Origin of the sequence: Bacillus sp. FJAT-27251 (assembly GCF_001273925.1) — a bacterium.
In the GTDB taxonomy this organism is placed as follows: Bacteria; Bacillota; Bacilli; order Bacillales; family Cytobacillaceae; genus Mesobacillus_B.
This window is the reverse complement of record NZ_LIGG01000001.1, coordinates 4,900,849-4,916,517: the sequence shown is the minus strand read 5'-3', so window position 1 is coordinate 4,916,517 and position 15,669 is coordinate 4,900,849. Positions and strand designations below refer to the sequence as shown.

The following is a 15,669-nucleotide window of genomic DNA, read 5'->3' as shown; positions in this document are numbered from 1 at the left end:
GGGCTTGTTAACGCAAAATGAGGGAGGCAGCTTGGCGAAAATTGCGCCAAGAGGGCTCCTTTACGCAAAATTAGGAAGTGAGCCCGTGGAAAATTGAGCCAATCCCGTCTCTTAACGCAAATTAAGGGAGGCAGCCCGCTGCAAATTGCGCCAATCCGGCTTCTTAACACAAATCGAGACAGGAGGCCTGCTGGAAATTTCCTTAATAGAGCTTAATGACACCCGCCCAATAAAAAACTCCCCCAATGCCATCGGGGGAGCATGCGGTTACTTATTTTTAAGCCCATTTTCAAGCATGGTCAGCATTTCCTGCTGGTCCTGTGGGGAGGCGCTTTGCCAGATCACTTCGAACAGGACGCCAAGACCTGGAAGCATTTTTTCTTCGCCGTTTTGGATGGCATCGACAATTGTATCTTTAAGTTCATCCTGTGAATTTCCTGAAACGTTTTGGATAATCGCATGGCGCAGATTCAAGTTCATGTATGGAAACTCCTTTCAATTCTTAATCTACATATAGGATGAACCTATTTGATTTTATTATGTAAAAAATATGAGTTATAATAAGAAAACTCAATAGTAGAAGGAGTGTCCCACGTTTGAAGCACATCCAATCAGCAGCGAATCCCCAGGTGAAGCAATGGAAAAAGCTCCTGGCACGGAAGGAAAGGGATAAATCCAAGCTGTTTTTAATAGAAGGTTTTCATCTTGTCGAAGAAGCACTTAAGCATGATGCAGATATTGAAACCATTATCATCTCCGAGAATGCCGAAATGCCGCCGGGCCTTGACTACGGTTCGGTGCCGGTTATTTCGGTGACAGAGGAAATTGCATCCGCCCTGGCCGATACGGAAACCACCCAGGGAATTTTTGCGGTCTGCCGCCAGCCCCAGGATGCCGGCCAACAGGGGGAAACGTATCTTCTGATCGATTCTGTCCAGGACCCGGGCAATCTGGGCACGATGATCCGGACAGCCGATGCGGCAGGAATCGACTCTGTCATCGTCGGAAACGGCAGTGTCGATATCTATAATCCAAAGGTGCTCCGTGCTGCCCAGGGAAGCCATTTTCATCTGCCAGTCATTCGGGGCAGCCTTGATGAATGGATCGATAAGCTGGACACACATAATATCCCTGTTTACGGGACAGCCCTTGAAGGGGCAAGCCCTTATTCAGAGTCACCTGCAGGAGGGCCATTTGCGCTGCTTGTCGGCAACGAAGGCAGCGGGGTGAACCCTGAATTGCTCGCTAGAACAGCGAAGAATCTTTATATCCCCATCCATGGGAAAAGCGAATCGCTGAATGTGGCCGTGGCCGCCGGTATTCTGCTTTATTACTTAAAAACGCCCAAAAAGGGTTAATTTTGCGAAATTGATTTGATACGATAAAAGGAATATATTATAATAAACAACATCGTAAATAATAAAAGCGTTGACGGAGAAGAGTAGCTTGAAGATGGACCATCAAGGGAGAAAATGCCGCAGACTGGAAGCATTTTTATGGAACAGGCAAGTGAATTCACCTCCAGAGCTGGCATCGGGACCATTCCTGGGAATGTAAAGATGCACCGGCCTATGCCGTTATCGTAATGAAGTGAACAGACCATACATATTTGTGTTGCCTGTTAAAAAGGGTGGTACCGCGAAACCAGACTTCGTCCCTTTACCTGGGATGGAGTCTTTTTATTTTGTCTAAAAACGAAGGAGGATCTACACATGCAGGAAAGATTGAAAGAGCTGCAGGCAGAAGCGCTTGAAAAAGTGGCGCAGGCTGCCGACCTGAAAGAACTGAATGATATCCGTGTTGCTTATCTCGGAAAAAAAGGCCCGATTACCGAAGTGCTTAAAGGCATGGGGAAGCTTTCTGCCGAAGAACGGCCGAAGATGGGGGCTCTTGCCAATGAAGTCCGCGACATGATTTCCGGCGGAATTGAAGAAAAGCAGAGTGAACTCGAAGAAGCAGCGGTCCAGGTAAAGCTTGCTGCCGAGAAAATCGATGTGACCTTGCCTGGCCGTCCGGTAAAAGCAGGAAACCATCATCCGCTCACAAGAATCATTGAAGAAATCGAGGATTTGTTCCTGGGCATGGGGTACAGTGTTGCCGAAGGCCCGGAAGTAGAGAAAGACTATTATAACTTTGAAGCCTTGAACCTGCCAAAAGGGCATCCGGCGCGGGATATGCAGGATTCCTTCTACATCACGGAAGAAATCCTCCTCCGTACCCATACTTCGCCCGTACAGGCAAGAACAATGGAAGAGCGGCAGGGCAAAGGGCCGGTTAAAATCATCTGTCCCGGAAAAGTGTACCGCCGCGACAATGATGATGCGACCCATTCGCACCAGTTCACGCAAATTGAAGGGCTTGTGATCGATGAGAACATCCGCTTAAGCGACTTGAAGGGAACTCTTGATGTGTTCGCGAAAAAAATGTTCGGAGCCGACCGCGAAATCCGCCTTCGTCCAAGCTTCTTCCCGTTCACTGAGCCTTCTGTTGAAATGGATATCTCCTGTAAAATGTGCGGCGGCAAAGGATGCAGTACTTGTAAGGGAACGGGCTGGATCGAGATTCTGGGAGCCGGCATGGTTCACCCGAATGTATTGGAAATGGCCGGTTATGATTCAAAGAAATACACAGGATTTGCCTTCGGAATGGGACCTGAGCGGATTGCGATGCTAAAGTACGGCGTTGATGATATCCGCCACTTCTACACAAACGACATTCGTTTCGTTAAGCAATTCTCGGTGACTGAATAGGGATTAGGAGGAATAACCATGCTTGTATCATATAATTGGCTTCAGGAATATGTGGATTTAACAGGTGTAAGTGCCCAGGAGCTGGCTGAAAAGATTACCAAAAGCGGAATCGAGGTCGAAGGGGTTGAAACACTGAATGAAGGGATGCGCGGCGTTATCGTCGGCCATGTGCTGGAGTGTGAGAAGCATCCTAATGCTGAAAAGCTTAATAAAACCCTTGTCGACCTTGGGGACGGAAATCATGTCCAGATTATCTGCGGTGCTCCTAATGTTGGCAAAGGACAGAAGGTTGCCGTCGCGACGGTCGGGGCCGTCTTGCCAGGCAATTTTAAAATAAAGAAGGCAAAGCTTCGCGGCGAAGAGTCCAATGGGATGATTTGCTCACTTCAGGAGCTGGGGTTTGAAGCAAAGCTTGTCGCCAAGGAATACTCCGAAGGGATTTTTGTGTTCCCTGAAGGTACGGAGATCGGCCAGGATGCCTTGAGTGCGCTTGGCAGAGCCGACCAGATCCTTGAGCTTGGCCTGACGCCAAACCGTGCCGACTGCATGAGCATGCTGGGTGTCGCCTATGAAGTGGCCGCGATTTTAGGAAAAGACGTTAAACTTCCGCAGCCAAAAGCGGAAACAGCATCCGAAAGCGCAAGCGACTATATCAAGGTGTCTGTGGATGCAAAGGAAGATAATCCTTTATATGTAGCGAAGGTGATTAAAAACGTCAAAATCGGCCCATCTCCGCTATGGATGCAGGCCAGGCTGATGGCCGCAGGAATCCGTCCGCACAATAATGTGGTCGATATCACGAACTATATCCTGCTTGAGTATGGACAGCCGCTTCATGCTTTTGACTATGACCGTTTAGGATCAAAAGAGATTCTTGTCCGCCGTGCCAAGCAAGGGGAAGAAATCGTTACTCTTGATGAAGCGAAGCGTACCTTGACGTCCGAGCATCTCGTGATCACCAACGGCAGCGAGCCTGTTGCCCTTGCTGGTGTAATGGGCGGCGCCAATTCCGAGGTAAGTGCAGATACGACGACCGTATTGCTTGAATCAGCCTACTTTACCGGCCCGGTCATCCGGAAATCATCCAAGGACCATGGCTTGCGCAGTGAGGCCAGCTCCCGCTACGAAAAAGGCGTAGATCCGGCAAGGGTACGCCCGGCAGCTGAAAGGGCGGCTGAATTGATGGCCAAATACGCTGGGGGAGAAGTGCTGGAGAGCTCTGTTGAAGCAGACAGCCTGACGGTCGAGCCTGCTGTCGTTTCTGTGACTCTTGATAAAATCAACTCGGTCATTGGAGCCGAACTTGACATGAAGCAAGTACAAGAGATCTTTGCAAAGCTTCAGTTTGAGACTTCTGCGGACAATGATACGATTACGGTAACCGTTCCGACCAGGCGCGGCGATATTACGATCGAAGAAGACCTGATTGAGGAAGTGGCACGCCTGTATGGCTATGACAATGTGCCGAAGACGCTGCCGATAGGCGCTTCCACCCCGGGCCAGCTTTCGCCCTATCAGCAAAAGCGCCGGGTGGTCCGCCGCTATCTTGAGGGAGCAGGGCTTTACCAGGCGATTACCTATTCTTTGACAAGCAGGGAAAAGGCGACTCAATATGCACTCGAGAAACGGGAGCCTGTACAGTTGGCGATGCCAATGAGCGAAGACCGCAGCCTTCTCCGGTTGAGCATTGTGCCGCAGCTGCTTGAAGCGCTCAAATATAACCTTGCGCGCCAAAATGACAGCCTGGCACTATATGAGACAGGAGCTGTTTTCCTCAAAGCCGACGAAGGAGACCTGCCGGAGGAACGTGAGCATCTTGCAGGGGCCGTTACCGGACTTTGGGAAAGCCATCCTTGGCAGGGAGAGAAGAAGCCTGTTGATTTCTTTGTTGTAAAGGGCATTTTGGAAGGTTTGTTTGCAAAGCTCGGTCTTGAAAGCAGAATCAGCTTCAAGGGTGCAGAAATTGCAGGCATGCACCCAGGACGGACTGCACAGGTCTCCCTGGATGGAGCGGCGATCGGCTTTGTCGGCCAGGTTCATCCTAAGGTCGAGAAAGACCTCGACTTGAAGGAAACGTATGTGTTCGAGCTTAGCCTGAAGGCTTTATTGGAAGCAGAGACCGCTCCGCTGCAATATACTTCCATTCCAAGATTCCCATCCATCACAAGGGATATTGCCCTTGTTGTGGATAAGGAAAAGACTGCCGGGGAGCTTCAGGGAATCATTGTCGGAGCAGGGGGCAAATTGCTGAAGGAGGTCCATGTATTCGACCTGTATGAAGGCGAGCGCATGGAAGCAGGCAAGAAATCAATTGCCTTCTCTCTGAAGTACTTTGATCCGGAAAAGACGCTTACAGACGAAGATATAGCAAAAGCCCATGAAAAAGTGCTTCATGCCGTAAAGGAACAGGCAGGAGCGGTGTTGAGGGGTTAAATGTTAAAAAACCGGGCCAAAGCGGCTCGGTTTTTTATTTGGGGCACTATTTCCCGGCAATCTTCATCGCTTTTCCCGTATTGGCAAAATGAAGTTTGACAAAGTCGGGCAGGCAGTGTGCTCCTTTGCTTTTAATCAGCCTGGCGGCGGCAGCGTCGACTTGGGCACCGGCCCCTTTTGGAAGAGTGAATCCTGCCTTTTCACCCAGCTTTTCAAAATGCTGGACAAAGGCGTAGCGGGCAATCATGGAGGCGGCGGCAACGGCAAGATGGATGCCCTCCGCTTTTGTGCTGAAGTAGACATTTTCCCTCATGATATTGCGCTGGCCTTTTAAATGAGCGTAGTAGATTTCTTCCTTCGCGAATTGGTCAATCAATATGGCTTCGGGCTTTTCCGGTGCGATTTTATTCAGGACATGGCCAATCGCCTGGTTGTGGAGCAGGGCCTTCAGCTTGCCCTGCGACATTCCGGACCCTTGCATGTCGTTGTATTTGCGGTTGTTTAATGTAAGCAGGCTGTAKGGAACCACCTTTACAAGCTGTTTAGCAATCTCGATGATTTTGTCATCTTTAAGATTTTTGGAGTCCTGAACGCCAAGTTCTTTTAAAAGCGGCAGGTCTTCTTTTCTGACATAGGCGGCGACAACAGTGATGGGGCCAAAATAATCACCTGTCCCGACTTCATCGGACCCAATGATGGACATGGAACTGATATTTGCGGGCAGGTGGGATGCTGCCTGTCGGGCAGGTTTTACTGCTGCCTTCGTGGCTGGCTGCCCCCACCTTGCCGCCTCGATTTCTCCGTCTTTTCCCTGAAAGAGCACTTTGCCGGATTTATAGGCTGTGATGGAACAAGTTGGTGTTTTGGCGGCAAAAATCCCTCCTGGCGGGACTTTGGGGCTTATGTATTTGCTGTAATAATCCTTCATTTTCCGGATTTCATCCGTGTTTGTGGTAATCACCGTATTTCCCAATTAAAATGGCACTCCTTTTTGGCAGTTGTCCCAGTCTTGTCTGCAAGCTAAAAACTTGACTTGAAATGACAATCTCTGACTTTCCTGCATTTTTTCTTCATGTTATAGTATAGAATAGGATTCTTAGGAATGGAGGCATGAATGTTGTCGGATACGAAAAAAACGCGCACAACTGTAGACATCTATGGACAGCAGTACACAATAGTCGGAACGGAAAGCACGAGCCATATCCGGCTGATTGCCTCTCTGGTTGACGACAAAATGCGGGAAATCAGCTCGAAGAATCCTGCACTTGATATCAATAAATTAGCCGTACTGACAGCAGTGAACGCAGTGAATGATTATCTTAAGATAAAAGATCGCGCAGAGAAGCTGGAAGCGGAAATTCAAAGATTAAAGGACTGACCCATTATGCTTGATCTGATTGTTTTACTTTTGCTGCTGATTGGTTTTCTGGTCGGCCTGAAAAGGGGCTTCATTCTCCAAACCATCCATATGACTGGCTTTATTGTTGCCTTTATCATTGCTTATACTTTTTACAGCCAGCTTGCCCCGAAATTGGTGCTTTGGATTCCTTACCCAAGTTTTGGAAGCGGGAACCTTAAGCTCTTTTTTGACAACCCCAATATAGAGGATGCCTATTACCGAGCCATCGCATTTGTTGCGATTTTTTTTGCGGTCAGAATCGTTCTCCAGATTATCGGCTCCATGTTTGACTTTGTTGCCAGCCTGCCGGTATTGAAGAGCCTGAATATTTGGGCTGGAGGGATTCTTGGTTTTGTGGAGGTGTACCTGATAGTATTTATTCTATTATATATTGCCGCACTTCTGCCAATCCCATTTATCCAGGAACATCTCAACGATTCGTTCCTTGCTTCAGCCATTGTCAGCCACACACCGATTCTATCGGAATTGGTTGACAAGTGGTGGTTCGAATCGAAATAACTTCCTTGTTTTCAGGGAAGTTTTTCTTTTATCCAGGAAAAGGGTGCCGCCTCAGGGCCTCCTGACACCTTCTTATTTCCTTTCAGCTGAGATTTTCTATAAAATGAAACTAGGTCTTTTCAAGAGACAATGAAAAAGTTGGAGCCCGAAAGACAGCTCGGCAAGGAGCGGCGGGCCTTCCAAATCAGAACTGTAACAAAGGGCGGTGTGTAACATGCAAGCGAATAAGAAAGACGTGGTGCGATTGTTGGAAACAATCGCTATATATATGGAATTGAAAGGGGAAAATCCTTTTAAAGTATCTGCCTTCAGGAAGGCGGCGGCAGCTCTGGAAGGAGATGACCGAAGCTTATCGGAAATTGGCGACCTCACTGCCCTCTCCGGCATTGGAAAGGGGACGGCTGCAGTGATAGAGGAGTATATGGCCGAAGGAAGGTCTGAAGTCCTCGAAGAATTGCAGCAGGAAGTGCCTGCGGGGCTGGTGGCCTTGCTTAAGCTTCCTGGACTTGGAGGCAAGAAGATTTCCAAGCTTCATAAAGAGTTGGGCATAGAAGACGCACAGGGCCTTGAAGAGGCATGCAAGCAAGGGAAAATACGCGAACTTGCAGGGTTCGGGAAAAAATCCGAAGAGAAAATCCTGGAGGCCCTTGCGAATGCAGGTACACGTCCGGAGCGCCTGCCGCTGGCTTTTATGCTTCCGGTAGCAGAAATGATAGAGTCCCATCTGGAAAAAATGGATGGGATCGATAGGTTTTCCCGGGCAGGAAGTCTGCGCCGGATGCGGGAAACGGTGAAGGACCTGGATTTCATCATTGCCGTACACGACGCTCCCGGTGTGAAAAAACAGCTCGAGAGCCTGCCGGGAATCAAGGAAATTATTGCCGCCGGCGATACAAAGGTTTCGCTTACCTTTGCGTTTGATTATGATGTGAACGTTGATTTTCGCCTTGTCCGACCGGAAGAGTTTACAACAGCGCTTCACCACTTTACCGGCTCCAAGGACCATAACGTCCGGATGCGCCAGCTGGCAAAGGAGAAAGGCGAAAAAATCAGCGAGTATGGCGTGGAAAATACCGAAACAGGGGAAATACTGACATTTGAATCAGAAGAGTCTTTTTATCAGCATTTCAATCTTCCTTTTATACCGCCTGAGCTGCGGGAAGATGGCAGTGAAGTGGACCATTATGCCGGGACGTCCCTGGTTGATTTGAAATCTATTAAGGGAGACCTGCATATGCACACCGCGTGGAGCGATGGCGCCCATTCCATTGAGGAAATGGCCGAGGCCTGCCGTTCCCGCGGATACCGTTATATGGCCATCACCGACCATTCGCAGTATTTGAGGGTTGCCAACGGATTGACGCCTGATCGAGTGCGCAAACAAATCGAAGAAGTCAGGAAGGTAAATGCAAAATATGACGATTTTACGATTTTGACAGGAATCGAGATGGATATCCTGCCGGACGGAAGCCTGGATTTTGACGATGAATTGCTGTCAGAATTGGATATTGTCATTGCCTCCATTCATTCCTCCTTTTCACAGCCGAGGGAGAAAATCATGGAGAGGCTGAAAAATGCACTAGCCAATCCCCATGTTGATATCATCGCCCACCCTACCGGCCGCCTGATCGGGCGCCGTGATGGCTACGATGTTGATATCGAAATGCTGATACAGCTTGCCAGGGAAACAAATACAGCTTTGGAGCTCAACGCCAATCCTCACCGGCTTGACCTGGCAGCACAGCATCTTCGGAAGGCACAGGAAGCAGGGGTCACACTTGTGATAAATACGGATGCGCATAATATGGAGACACTAGATTTTATGGAGATAGGGGTTTCGACAGCCAGAAAAGGATGGATTAAAGAAAGCAGTATCCTCAATGCCATGGAGCTCGAAGACCTGCTGAAATTCCTTCATCGCCGCAACGCGCCAAACGGTGCCTGACCCCGGGTGCGGTGATGCGTTAAAGTGAGCTGGGCAGACCGGCAAAAGGAGGCAATACGATTGCAGCAAAGAGTGCTGAAAACACTTGAATTTAATAAGATCAGGGAACAATTGCTTGAGCATGTCTCATCGCCGCTTGGCCGTGAGAAAGCAGAAAAACTGCTTCCCTCTACAAATTATGATGAAGTCGTCACCTTGCAGGAAGAAACGGATGAAGCTGTCAAGGTGCTGCGCTTAAAAGGGAATATCCCGCTCGCAGGGATACATGATATCAGAGGCCATGCCAAAAGGGCGTCCATTGGCGGAATTCTGAGCCCGCTGGAGCTTGTTCAGACAGCAAGCACTGTCCATGCAAGCCGCCAGATGAAACGGTTTATCACCGATGTCGCAGAGGAAACCGAAATTCCCATCCTTGAAACATATGCCGAGGGCATTATCGTCCTCGCCGAGGTGGAAGAAAAAATCAGGCATGCGATCGACCCGGGCGGTGAAGTACTGGACAGTGCGAGCGACACACTAAGGTCTCTCAGGCAGCAGCTTCGTTCAAGGGAAGCAAGGGTGCGGGAAAAGCTGGAAAGCATGATCCGCTCCTCCAATGCGCAGAAGATGCTGTCCGACGCCATTATAACCATCCGGAATGACCGCTTTGTCATTCCCGTCAAGCAGGAATACCGCGGCCATTATGGCGGAATTATCCATGACCAGAGTTCTTCCGGGCAAACGCTGTTCATTGAGCCGCAGTCTGTTGTGCAGCTGAATAACGAATTGCAGGGAATCCGGGTGAGGGAACAGCAGGAGATCGAAAGGATCCTGATCGAGCTTTCGGCGATGGTGGGAGATAACAGGGGAGAGCTCCTGGCGGTAGTCGCCATTCTTGCCGACCTGGATTTCATGTTCGCCAAAGCACGCTATGGCAGCAAGATCAAAGGCTCCAAGCCAACCGTCAACAACAAAGGAATCATCAGGCTTTTCAAGGCGCGCCATCCGCTGATTCCTGCGGATGAAGTGGTAGCCAACACGGTTACCCTTGGGGAAGACTACACCACCATCCTGATTACCGGACCTAATACAGGAGGGAAAACCGTAACCCTTAAGACCGTAGGGCTATGCACCCTGATGGCCCAGTCAGGACTCCCGATCCCTGCACTCGACGGCTCTGAGGTTGCCGTCTTTGATGCGGTTTACGCCGATATTGGGGACGAACAGTCCATTGAGCAGAGTTTGAGTACTTTTTCGTCGCATATGGTCAATATCGTTGACATTCTGGAAAGGGTCGACTTCAACAGCCTCGTCCTATTTGATGAGCTTGGAGCAGGAACAGATCCGCAGGAAGGGGCGGCACTCGCCATTTCCATCCTTGATGAAGTATATAAACGCGGTGCCAGGGTGATCGCCACGACACATTATCCTGAGCTGAAAGCCTATGGGTATAACAGGGAGGGCGTCATCAATGCCAGCGTGGAATTTGATGTGGAGACGCTGAGCCCGACCTACAAGCTGCTGATCGGGGTCCCGGGACGAAGCAATGCATTCGAAATTTCGAAGCGGCTCGGCCTGAGGGAATCGGTGATCGAAACGGCCAAAACATATATCAGCGCCGACAGCAACCAGGTGGAAAACATGATTGCCTCCMTTGAGGAGAGCAGGCGGCAGGCTGAAAGGGAAGCAGAGGAAGCGCATGAGCTCCTGAAATCCGCGGAAATGCTGCATAAGGATTTGCAGAAGCAAATGGCTGCCTATTATGAGCGGAAAGAAGAGCTGGAAGCCAAAGCGAAGGACAAAGCCGCTTCCATTGTGGAAAAAGCAAGGGAAGAGGCAGAGGAAGTCATCCGCGACCTGCGTAAGCTAAGACTTGAGAAGAGCGCTCAAGTAAAGGAACACGAGCTGATTGATGCCCGGAAGCGCCTGGCCGAAGCGGCACCGGAAAAAGCGCTCGTCAAAAAAGCCGGGAAAGCCAAGCCGTCCAGGCATGAATTCCAGCCTGGGGATGAAGTAATGGTCACGACATTTGGACAAAAAGGCCATTTGGTGGACCGCACCTCGGATCATGAGTGGCAGGTGCAGATCGGCATTTTGAAAATGAAAGTAAATGAGCGGGATTTGGAGTATATCGATACACCCAAACAGCAGGAGAAAAAATCTGTTGCAGTGGTAAAAGGCAGGGACAGCCATGTCGGGCTTGAACTCGACCTGCGAGGGGAACGGTACGAGGATGCGCTGATGCGCACTGAGAAGTATATTGATGATGCCTTGCTTGCCGGCTATCCGCGGGTTTCAATCATCCATGGCAAAGGGACCGGGGCCTTGATGCGGGGGGTACAGGAGTATCTGAAAAACCACCGTTCTGTTAAGAAAAGCCGCTTTGGCGAAGCAGGTGAAGGCGGAACCGGTGTAACCATCGTTGAATTTAAATGATTGGCGGGAAGGGTATGAATCAGTTCTGGGAAAATGAGTTTGTTGCGACAGCCGGCTATTACAGTGTGGCGATTCTCTGCACGATTGTGTTTCTGGCCATCTTTGAGCTTGTGACCAAGTATCGCAACTGGGAAGAAATTAAAAAGGGAAACCTGTCTGTCGCCATGGCCACTGGCGGGAAAATTTTTGGCGTAGCCAATATCTTCCGCCACTCCATCCTGCAGCATGATTCTCTCCTGAATATGGTCAGCTGGGGAGTCTACGGCTATCTTCTTCTATTGGCAGGGTATTTTATCTTCGAGTTCATGACACCCAAATTTAATATTGACCAGGAGATCCAGAATGACAATCGGGCAGTAGGGCTGATTTCAATGGTCATCTCTGTCGGACTGAGCTATGTCATTGGTGCAGGTATATAGTAAGGGGAGAGAGACTTGGAAACTTTAGCAAAAGTATTGCTGGCCCTTTGCCTTGTGTTCATGGCAATAGGCCTTATTTATATGTTGTTTATTGCCTGATGAAGGCTGCCGGATGGCAGCCTTTTTAGCATTTCCTCACCTGCATAAAATAGGAACTGTTACCCGCACCAGGGTTCCTCAGTGAACCACCCGGCCGCCTGCAGCCGAATGGCAAATATTATTTTAGGAACACATGCCTGCCTGACCTTTAGCCTTCTTGGGAGGTGCCTTTTTCGTTTCCAGCAGGGCTCATCCCACCTTTTATTAAGGAAATTCCATCTCCTAATGTGATTGTAATGGATAATTCAGTATATTATAATAAAAATGAAACAAATGAATTTTCCGAAAAATAGACAGGGGGATTGATTATGGAAAAACCGTGGCTGGCCCAATATCCGCCAGAAATCCCGGGTACTCTTACCTATGAGGATATTCCATTGCAAGAATATTTGCGGAGGAGCGCCAGAGACTATCCGGACAAAACAGCCATTCATTTTATGGGGAAAGACATGAGTTTTACCGAACTTTTTGAAGCATCATGCAAATTTGCAGCTTACCTGCAGGATTTGGGCATCCAAAAAGGGGACCGGGTTGCCATCATGCTTCCCAATATGCCAGCTTCCGTAATCAGTTACTTCGGCATCCTGATGGCAGGAGGGATTGTGGTCCAAACGAATCCGCTCTATACCGAGCGGGAGCTGGAGTATCAAATGAAGGATTCGGGCGCAAAAGCAATCATATCCCTGGATATCCTATTCCCGCGCATCACCAAAGTTAAGGCCCAGACAGATTTGGAGCACATCATTGTAACCGCTATCAAGGACTTCCTTCCGTTTCCCAAGAACCTTCTTTACCCATTCATCCAGAAAAAGCAATATGGCGTGATCGTAAATGTCCAGCATGAGGGCAATAACCACTTGCTGAAAGAGATTTTAAAGCTGCCCCAAAAGTCTTTGGCAGAATATAAAATAAATGCTGAAGAAGATTTGGCCCTGCTGCAGTATACCGGCGGAACAACCGGCTTTCCCAAGGGTGTGATGCTGACGCACCGAAACCTGGTGGCGAACGCAGCCATGTGCGATGCCTGGCTGTACAACTCCAAACCAGGCAAGGAAGTTGTGCTCGGGATCCTGCCTTTCTTCCATGTTTACGGGATGACCACGGTATTGGTCCTTTCCGTGATGAATGGCCAGAAAATGGTCCTGCTGCCAAAGTTCGACCCAGAGACCACCCTAAAGACCATCCAAAAGCAGCGTCCAACGATGTTTCCAGGCGCGCCGACCATCTATATCGGACTCCTGAATCACCCGGATATTAAAAAATATGATTTATCTTCCATAGAAGCCTGCATCAGCGGGTCGGCACCGCTCCCGGCGGAAGTCCAGCAGAAGTTTGAGGAAGTGACAGGCGGCAAGCTGGTAGAGGGGTATGGCCTGACCGAGTCTTCTCCTGTGACGCATTCCAACTTCCTTTGGGGCAAGGAGCGTGTGCAGGGCAGCATAGGGGTCCCGTATCCTGATACAGATGCGGCCGTCGTTTCCGTAGGGACAGGCGAGCCTCTTCCGCCGGGGGAAATCGGGGAAATTATCATTAAAGGCCCGCAGGTAATGAAAGGCTATTGGAACAGGAAAGAAGAAACCGATGAGGTCCTGCGTGATGGATGGCTTTATACCGGCGACCTTGGCTATATGGATGAAGCAGGATACTTTTATATCGTCGACCGCAAAAAAGATATGATCATTGCCGGCGGCTTCAATATCTATCCAAGGGAAATCGAAGAGGTTCTCTATGAACATCCGGCTGTCCAGGAAGCTGTCGCAGCGGGGATTCCGGATCCTTACCGTGGAGAAACGGTCAAAGCCTACATTGTCCTCAAGGAAGGAAAGACAGTCACGGAAAAAGAAATGGATGAATTTGCGCGCAAACATCTTGCGGCTTATAAGGTACCGCGGTATTATGAATTCCGGGATGAACTGCCAAAGACAGCTGTAGGCAAAATTTTGCGCAGGGCGCTTGTGGATGAAGAAAAGGCGAAAAACAATGACAATGATCATAAGCATGCATAATGAAAAGCCGGTTCCTGGCTTTTCACTACATAGATTTGGCCAAGCTGCCCAAAATCAGCCGGTAATTCCCTTGACATATAAAAATGTTGATAATAATATTAAATTATGAATGATGATTCATTCATTTAAAAAGCGCTACTGATCAGCATGATTAATTTCCTGGCGGGAGAGGGGGGAGAACATGAAAAAGAATAAACCAAAATACAGGCAGATTATCGATGCAGCCGTCGTGGTGATTGCCGAAAACGGCTATCACCAGGCACAGGTGTCAAAGATAGCCAAGCAGGCATGTGTGGCTGATGGAACCATCTATTTATATTTTAAAAATAAAGAAGATATTCTCATCTCCCTCTTCCAGGAAAAAATGGGTACCTTTGTGGAAATTATCGAAGGGAAAATAGCAGGAAAAGAGACGGCGGCAGAGAAGTTATTAATGTTGGTAGAAACCCATCTGAAACTTCTGTCGGAAGATCTTCATCTTGCCATCGTCACCCAGCTCGAGCTGAGGCAGTCCAATAAGGAGCTCAGGCTGAAAGTGAACGAAGTCCTGAAAGGATACCTGAACCTGATTGACAAGATTATAATTGAAGGAATCGAGAAGAAGGAATTTGGCAGCAGCCTCGACGTCCGCCTGGCCAGGCAAATGATTTTCGGCACGATTGATGAAACGGTAACCTCCTGGGTGATGAATGAACAGAAGTACGATTTGCCAGCCCTTGCCGGTCCAGTGCATCAGCTGCTGATAAATGGATGCGGATACCAAAAAGCCTGACCCGATAACCAGTGCCGCGTTTGCATAAACGCGGCCTGGCAATACAAAGGAGGGGAAATATGGAGTATCTAAAATGGTCTTCTGAAGAAAGGGTAGCGACAATCACGATTGCCCGTCCGCCAGCTAACGCTCTTTCAACTGGCTTGATTAAAGAGTTGGAAGCTGTGCTCGATCAAATTGAAGCTGACGATGAAATCAGAGTCGTCCTGATTCATGGTGAAGGGAAATTCTTCTCTGCTGGAGCCGATATCAAGGAATTCACCACCGTCAAAACGGGAGAAGGCTTTGCCAAACTCTCGGGAGGAGGCCAGGACCTTTTCGAACGAATGGAGTCCTTTCCCAAACCGATTATTGCAGCCATTCATGGCGCCGCACTGGGCGGAGGGCTGGAACTGGCAATGGCCTGCCATATCCGGCTGGTAACAGAAAACGCCAAACTTGGACTTCCAGAACTTCAGCTTGGGCTTATCCCGGGATTTGCAGGGACACAGCGCCTGCCCCGCTATGTCGGCACTGCAAGGGCTGCGGAAATGATGCTGACGAGCGAACCGATCACAGGGCTTGAGGCTGTGCAATGCGGACTGGCCAACCACGCTTACAATGATGACGACCTTCTTGAAAACGCCTACATACTGGCTCGTAAAATTGCGAAGAAAAGCCCCGTTTCTGTAAGGGCTGCCATCCAATTGCTAGGCTACGCAAAAACAGACCAATATTATGAAGGTGTAAAAAAGGAAGCCCAGCTGTTCGGGGAAGTCTTCGTTTCCGAAGATGCCAAGGAAGGCATCACCGCTTTCCTGGAAAAGCGGCAGCCAGATTTTAAAGGAAAGTGACCGCTGTTAAACCTTTATTTTTTTGCCTGAATTATTTTCAATCTTTAGAACTGGTGAAATGTTAGAATTCTTAGGAGGG

Annotated in this window: 13 protein-coding genes and 1 other annotated feature; of the genes, 11 read left to right on the top strand and 2 right to left on the bottom strand. The window is 49.1% G+C overall.

The annotated features are described in order from the left end of the window. Positions 1–267 precede the first annotated feature (267 nt). The gene (gene sspI / locus ADU22_RS23275; protein ID WP_053364294.1) at positions 268–480 is read right to left on the bottom strand and encodes a small acid-soluble spore protein SspI; all 213 of its coding nucleotides are present in this window, start codon (positions 478–480) and stop codon (positions 268–270) included. 116 nt (positions 481–596) lie between these two features. Here sspI and ADU22_RS23270 point away from each other — a divergent pair, with 116 nt between their 5' ends. From ADU22_RS23270 to pheT, 3 genes are all read left to right on the top strand, one after another. Beyond that, the gene (locus ADU22_RS23270) at positions 597–1,358 is read left to right on the top strand and encodes a TrmH family RNA methyltransferase (protein ID WP_053364293.1); all 762 of its coding nucleotides are present in this window, start codon (positions 597–599) and stop codon (positions 1,356–1,358) included. Between the two features lie 61 nt (positions 1,359–1,419). Next, positions 1,420–1,662 (top strand) — a binding site (T-box leader). A 50-nt stretch (positions 1,663–1,712) separates the two neighbouring features. Then, the gene (gene pheS, locus ADU22_RS23265; protein WP_053364292.1) at positions 1,713–2,750 is read left to right on the top strand and encodes a phenylalanine--tRNA ligase subunit alpha; all 1,038 of its coding nucleotides are present in this window, start codon (positions 1,713–1,715) and stop codon (positions 2,748–2,750) included. Positions 2,751–2,768: 18 nt separating this feature from the next. Then, entirely contained in the window at positions 2,769–5,183 is a 2,415-nt protein-coding gene (gene pheT, locus ADU22_RS23260) for a phenylalanine--tRNA ligase subunit beta (protein WP_053364291.1), read from the top strand. Between the two features lie 46 nt (positions 5,184–5,229). On the opposite strand, the gene rnhC is transcribed toward pheT, so the two are convergent. Next, the gene (rnhC, locus tag ADU22_RS23255; protein WP_053364290.1) at positions 5,230–6,156 is read right to left on the bottom strand and encodes a ribonuclease HIII; all 927 of its coding nucleotides are present in this window, start codon (positions 6,154–6,156) and stop codon (positions 5,230–5,232) included. A 144-nt stretch (positions 6,157–6,300) separates the two neighbouring features. Between rnhC and zapA the strand changes: the two genes are divergently transcribed. The 8 genes from zapA (at position 6,301) to ADU22_RS23215 (ending at position 15,590) form a co-directional block, all read left to right on the top strand. Continuing rightward, positions 6,301–6,561 carry a cell division protein ZapA gene (gene zapA, locus ADU22_RS23250; RefSeq protein ID WP_046523547.1) on the top strand — a complete coding sequence of 87 codons (261 nt, stop codon included), beginning with the start codon at positions 6,301–6,303 and terminating at the stop codon, positions 6,559–6,561. A gap of 6 nt (positions 6,562–6,567) precedes the next feature. Continuing rightward, positions 6,568–7,101, top strand: coding sequence for a CvpA family protein (locus tag ADU22_RS23245; RefSeq protein ID WP_053364289.1), 534 nt, complete (start codon positions 6,568–6,570; stop codon positions 7,099–7,101). A gap of 214 nt (positions 7,102–7,315) precedes the next feature. Beyond that, positions 7,316–9,046, top strand: a complete 1,731-nt coding sequence (polX, locus tag ADU22_RS23240; protein ID WP_053364288.1) for a DNA polymerase/3'-5' exonuclease PolX — start codon at positions 7,316–7,318, stop codon at positions 9,044–9,046. Positions 9,047–9,106: 60 nt separating this feature from the next. Next, positions 9,107–11,461, top strand: coding sequence for an endonuclease MutS2 (locus tag ADU22_RS23235; RefSeq protein ID WP_053364287.1), 2,355 nt, complete (start codon positions 9,107–9,109; stop codon positions 11,459–11,461). 14 nt (positions 11,462–11,475) lie between these two features. After that, positions 11,476–11,880, top strand: a complete 405-nt coding sequence (locus ADU22_RS23230) for a DUF350 domain-containing protein (protein ID WP_053364725.1) — start codon at positions 11,476–11,478, stop codon at positions 11,878–11,880. A 407-nt stretch (positions 11,881–12,287) separates the two neighbouring features. Continuing rightward, positions 12,288–13,985 (top strand): long-chain-fatty-acid--CoA ligase, encoded by a 1,698-nt coding sequence (locus ADU22_RS23225; RefSeq protein ID WP_053364286.1) that lies wholly within the window; start codon positions 12,288–12,290, stop codon positions 13,983–13,985. Positions 13,986–14,166: 181 nt separating this feature from the next. After that, positions 14,167–14,757, top strand: coding sequence for a fatty acid metabolism transcriptional regulator FadR (gene fadR, locus ADU22_RS23220; protein WP_053364285.1), 591 nt, complete (start codon positions 14,167–14,169; stop codon positions 14,755–14,757). Between the two features lie 59 nt (positions 14,758–14,816). After that, a complete protein-coding gene (locus tag ADU22_RS23215; RefSeq protein ID WP_053364284.1) occupies positions 14,817–15,590 on the top strand; it encodes an enoyl-CoA hydratase in 774 nt (257 codons plus the stop codon). Positions 15,591–15,669 lie beyond the last annotated feature (79 nt).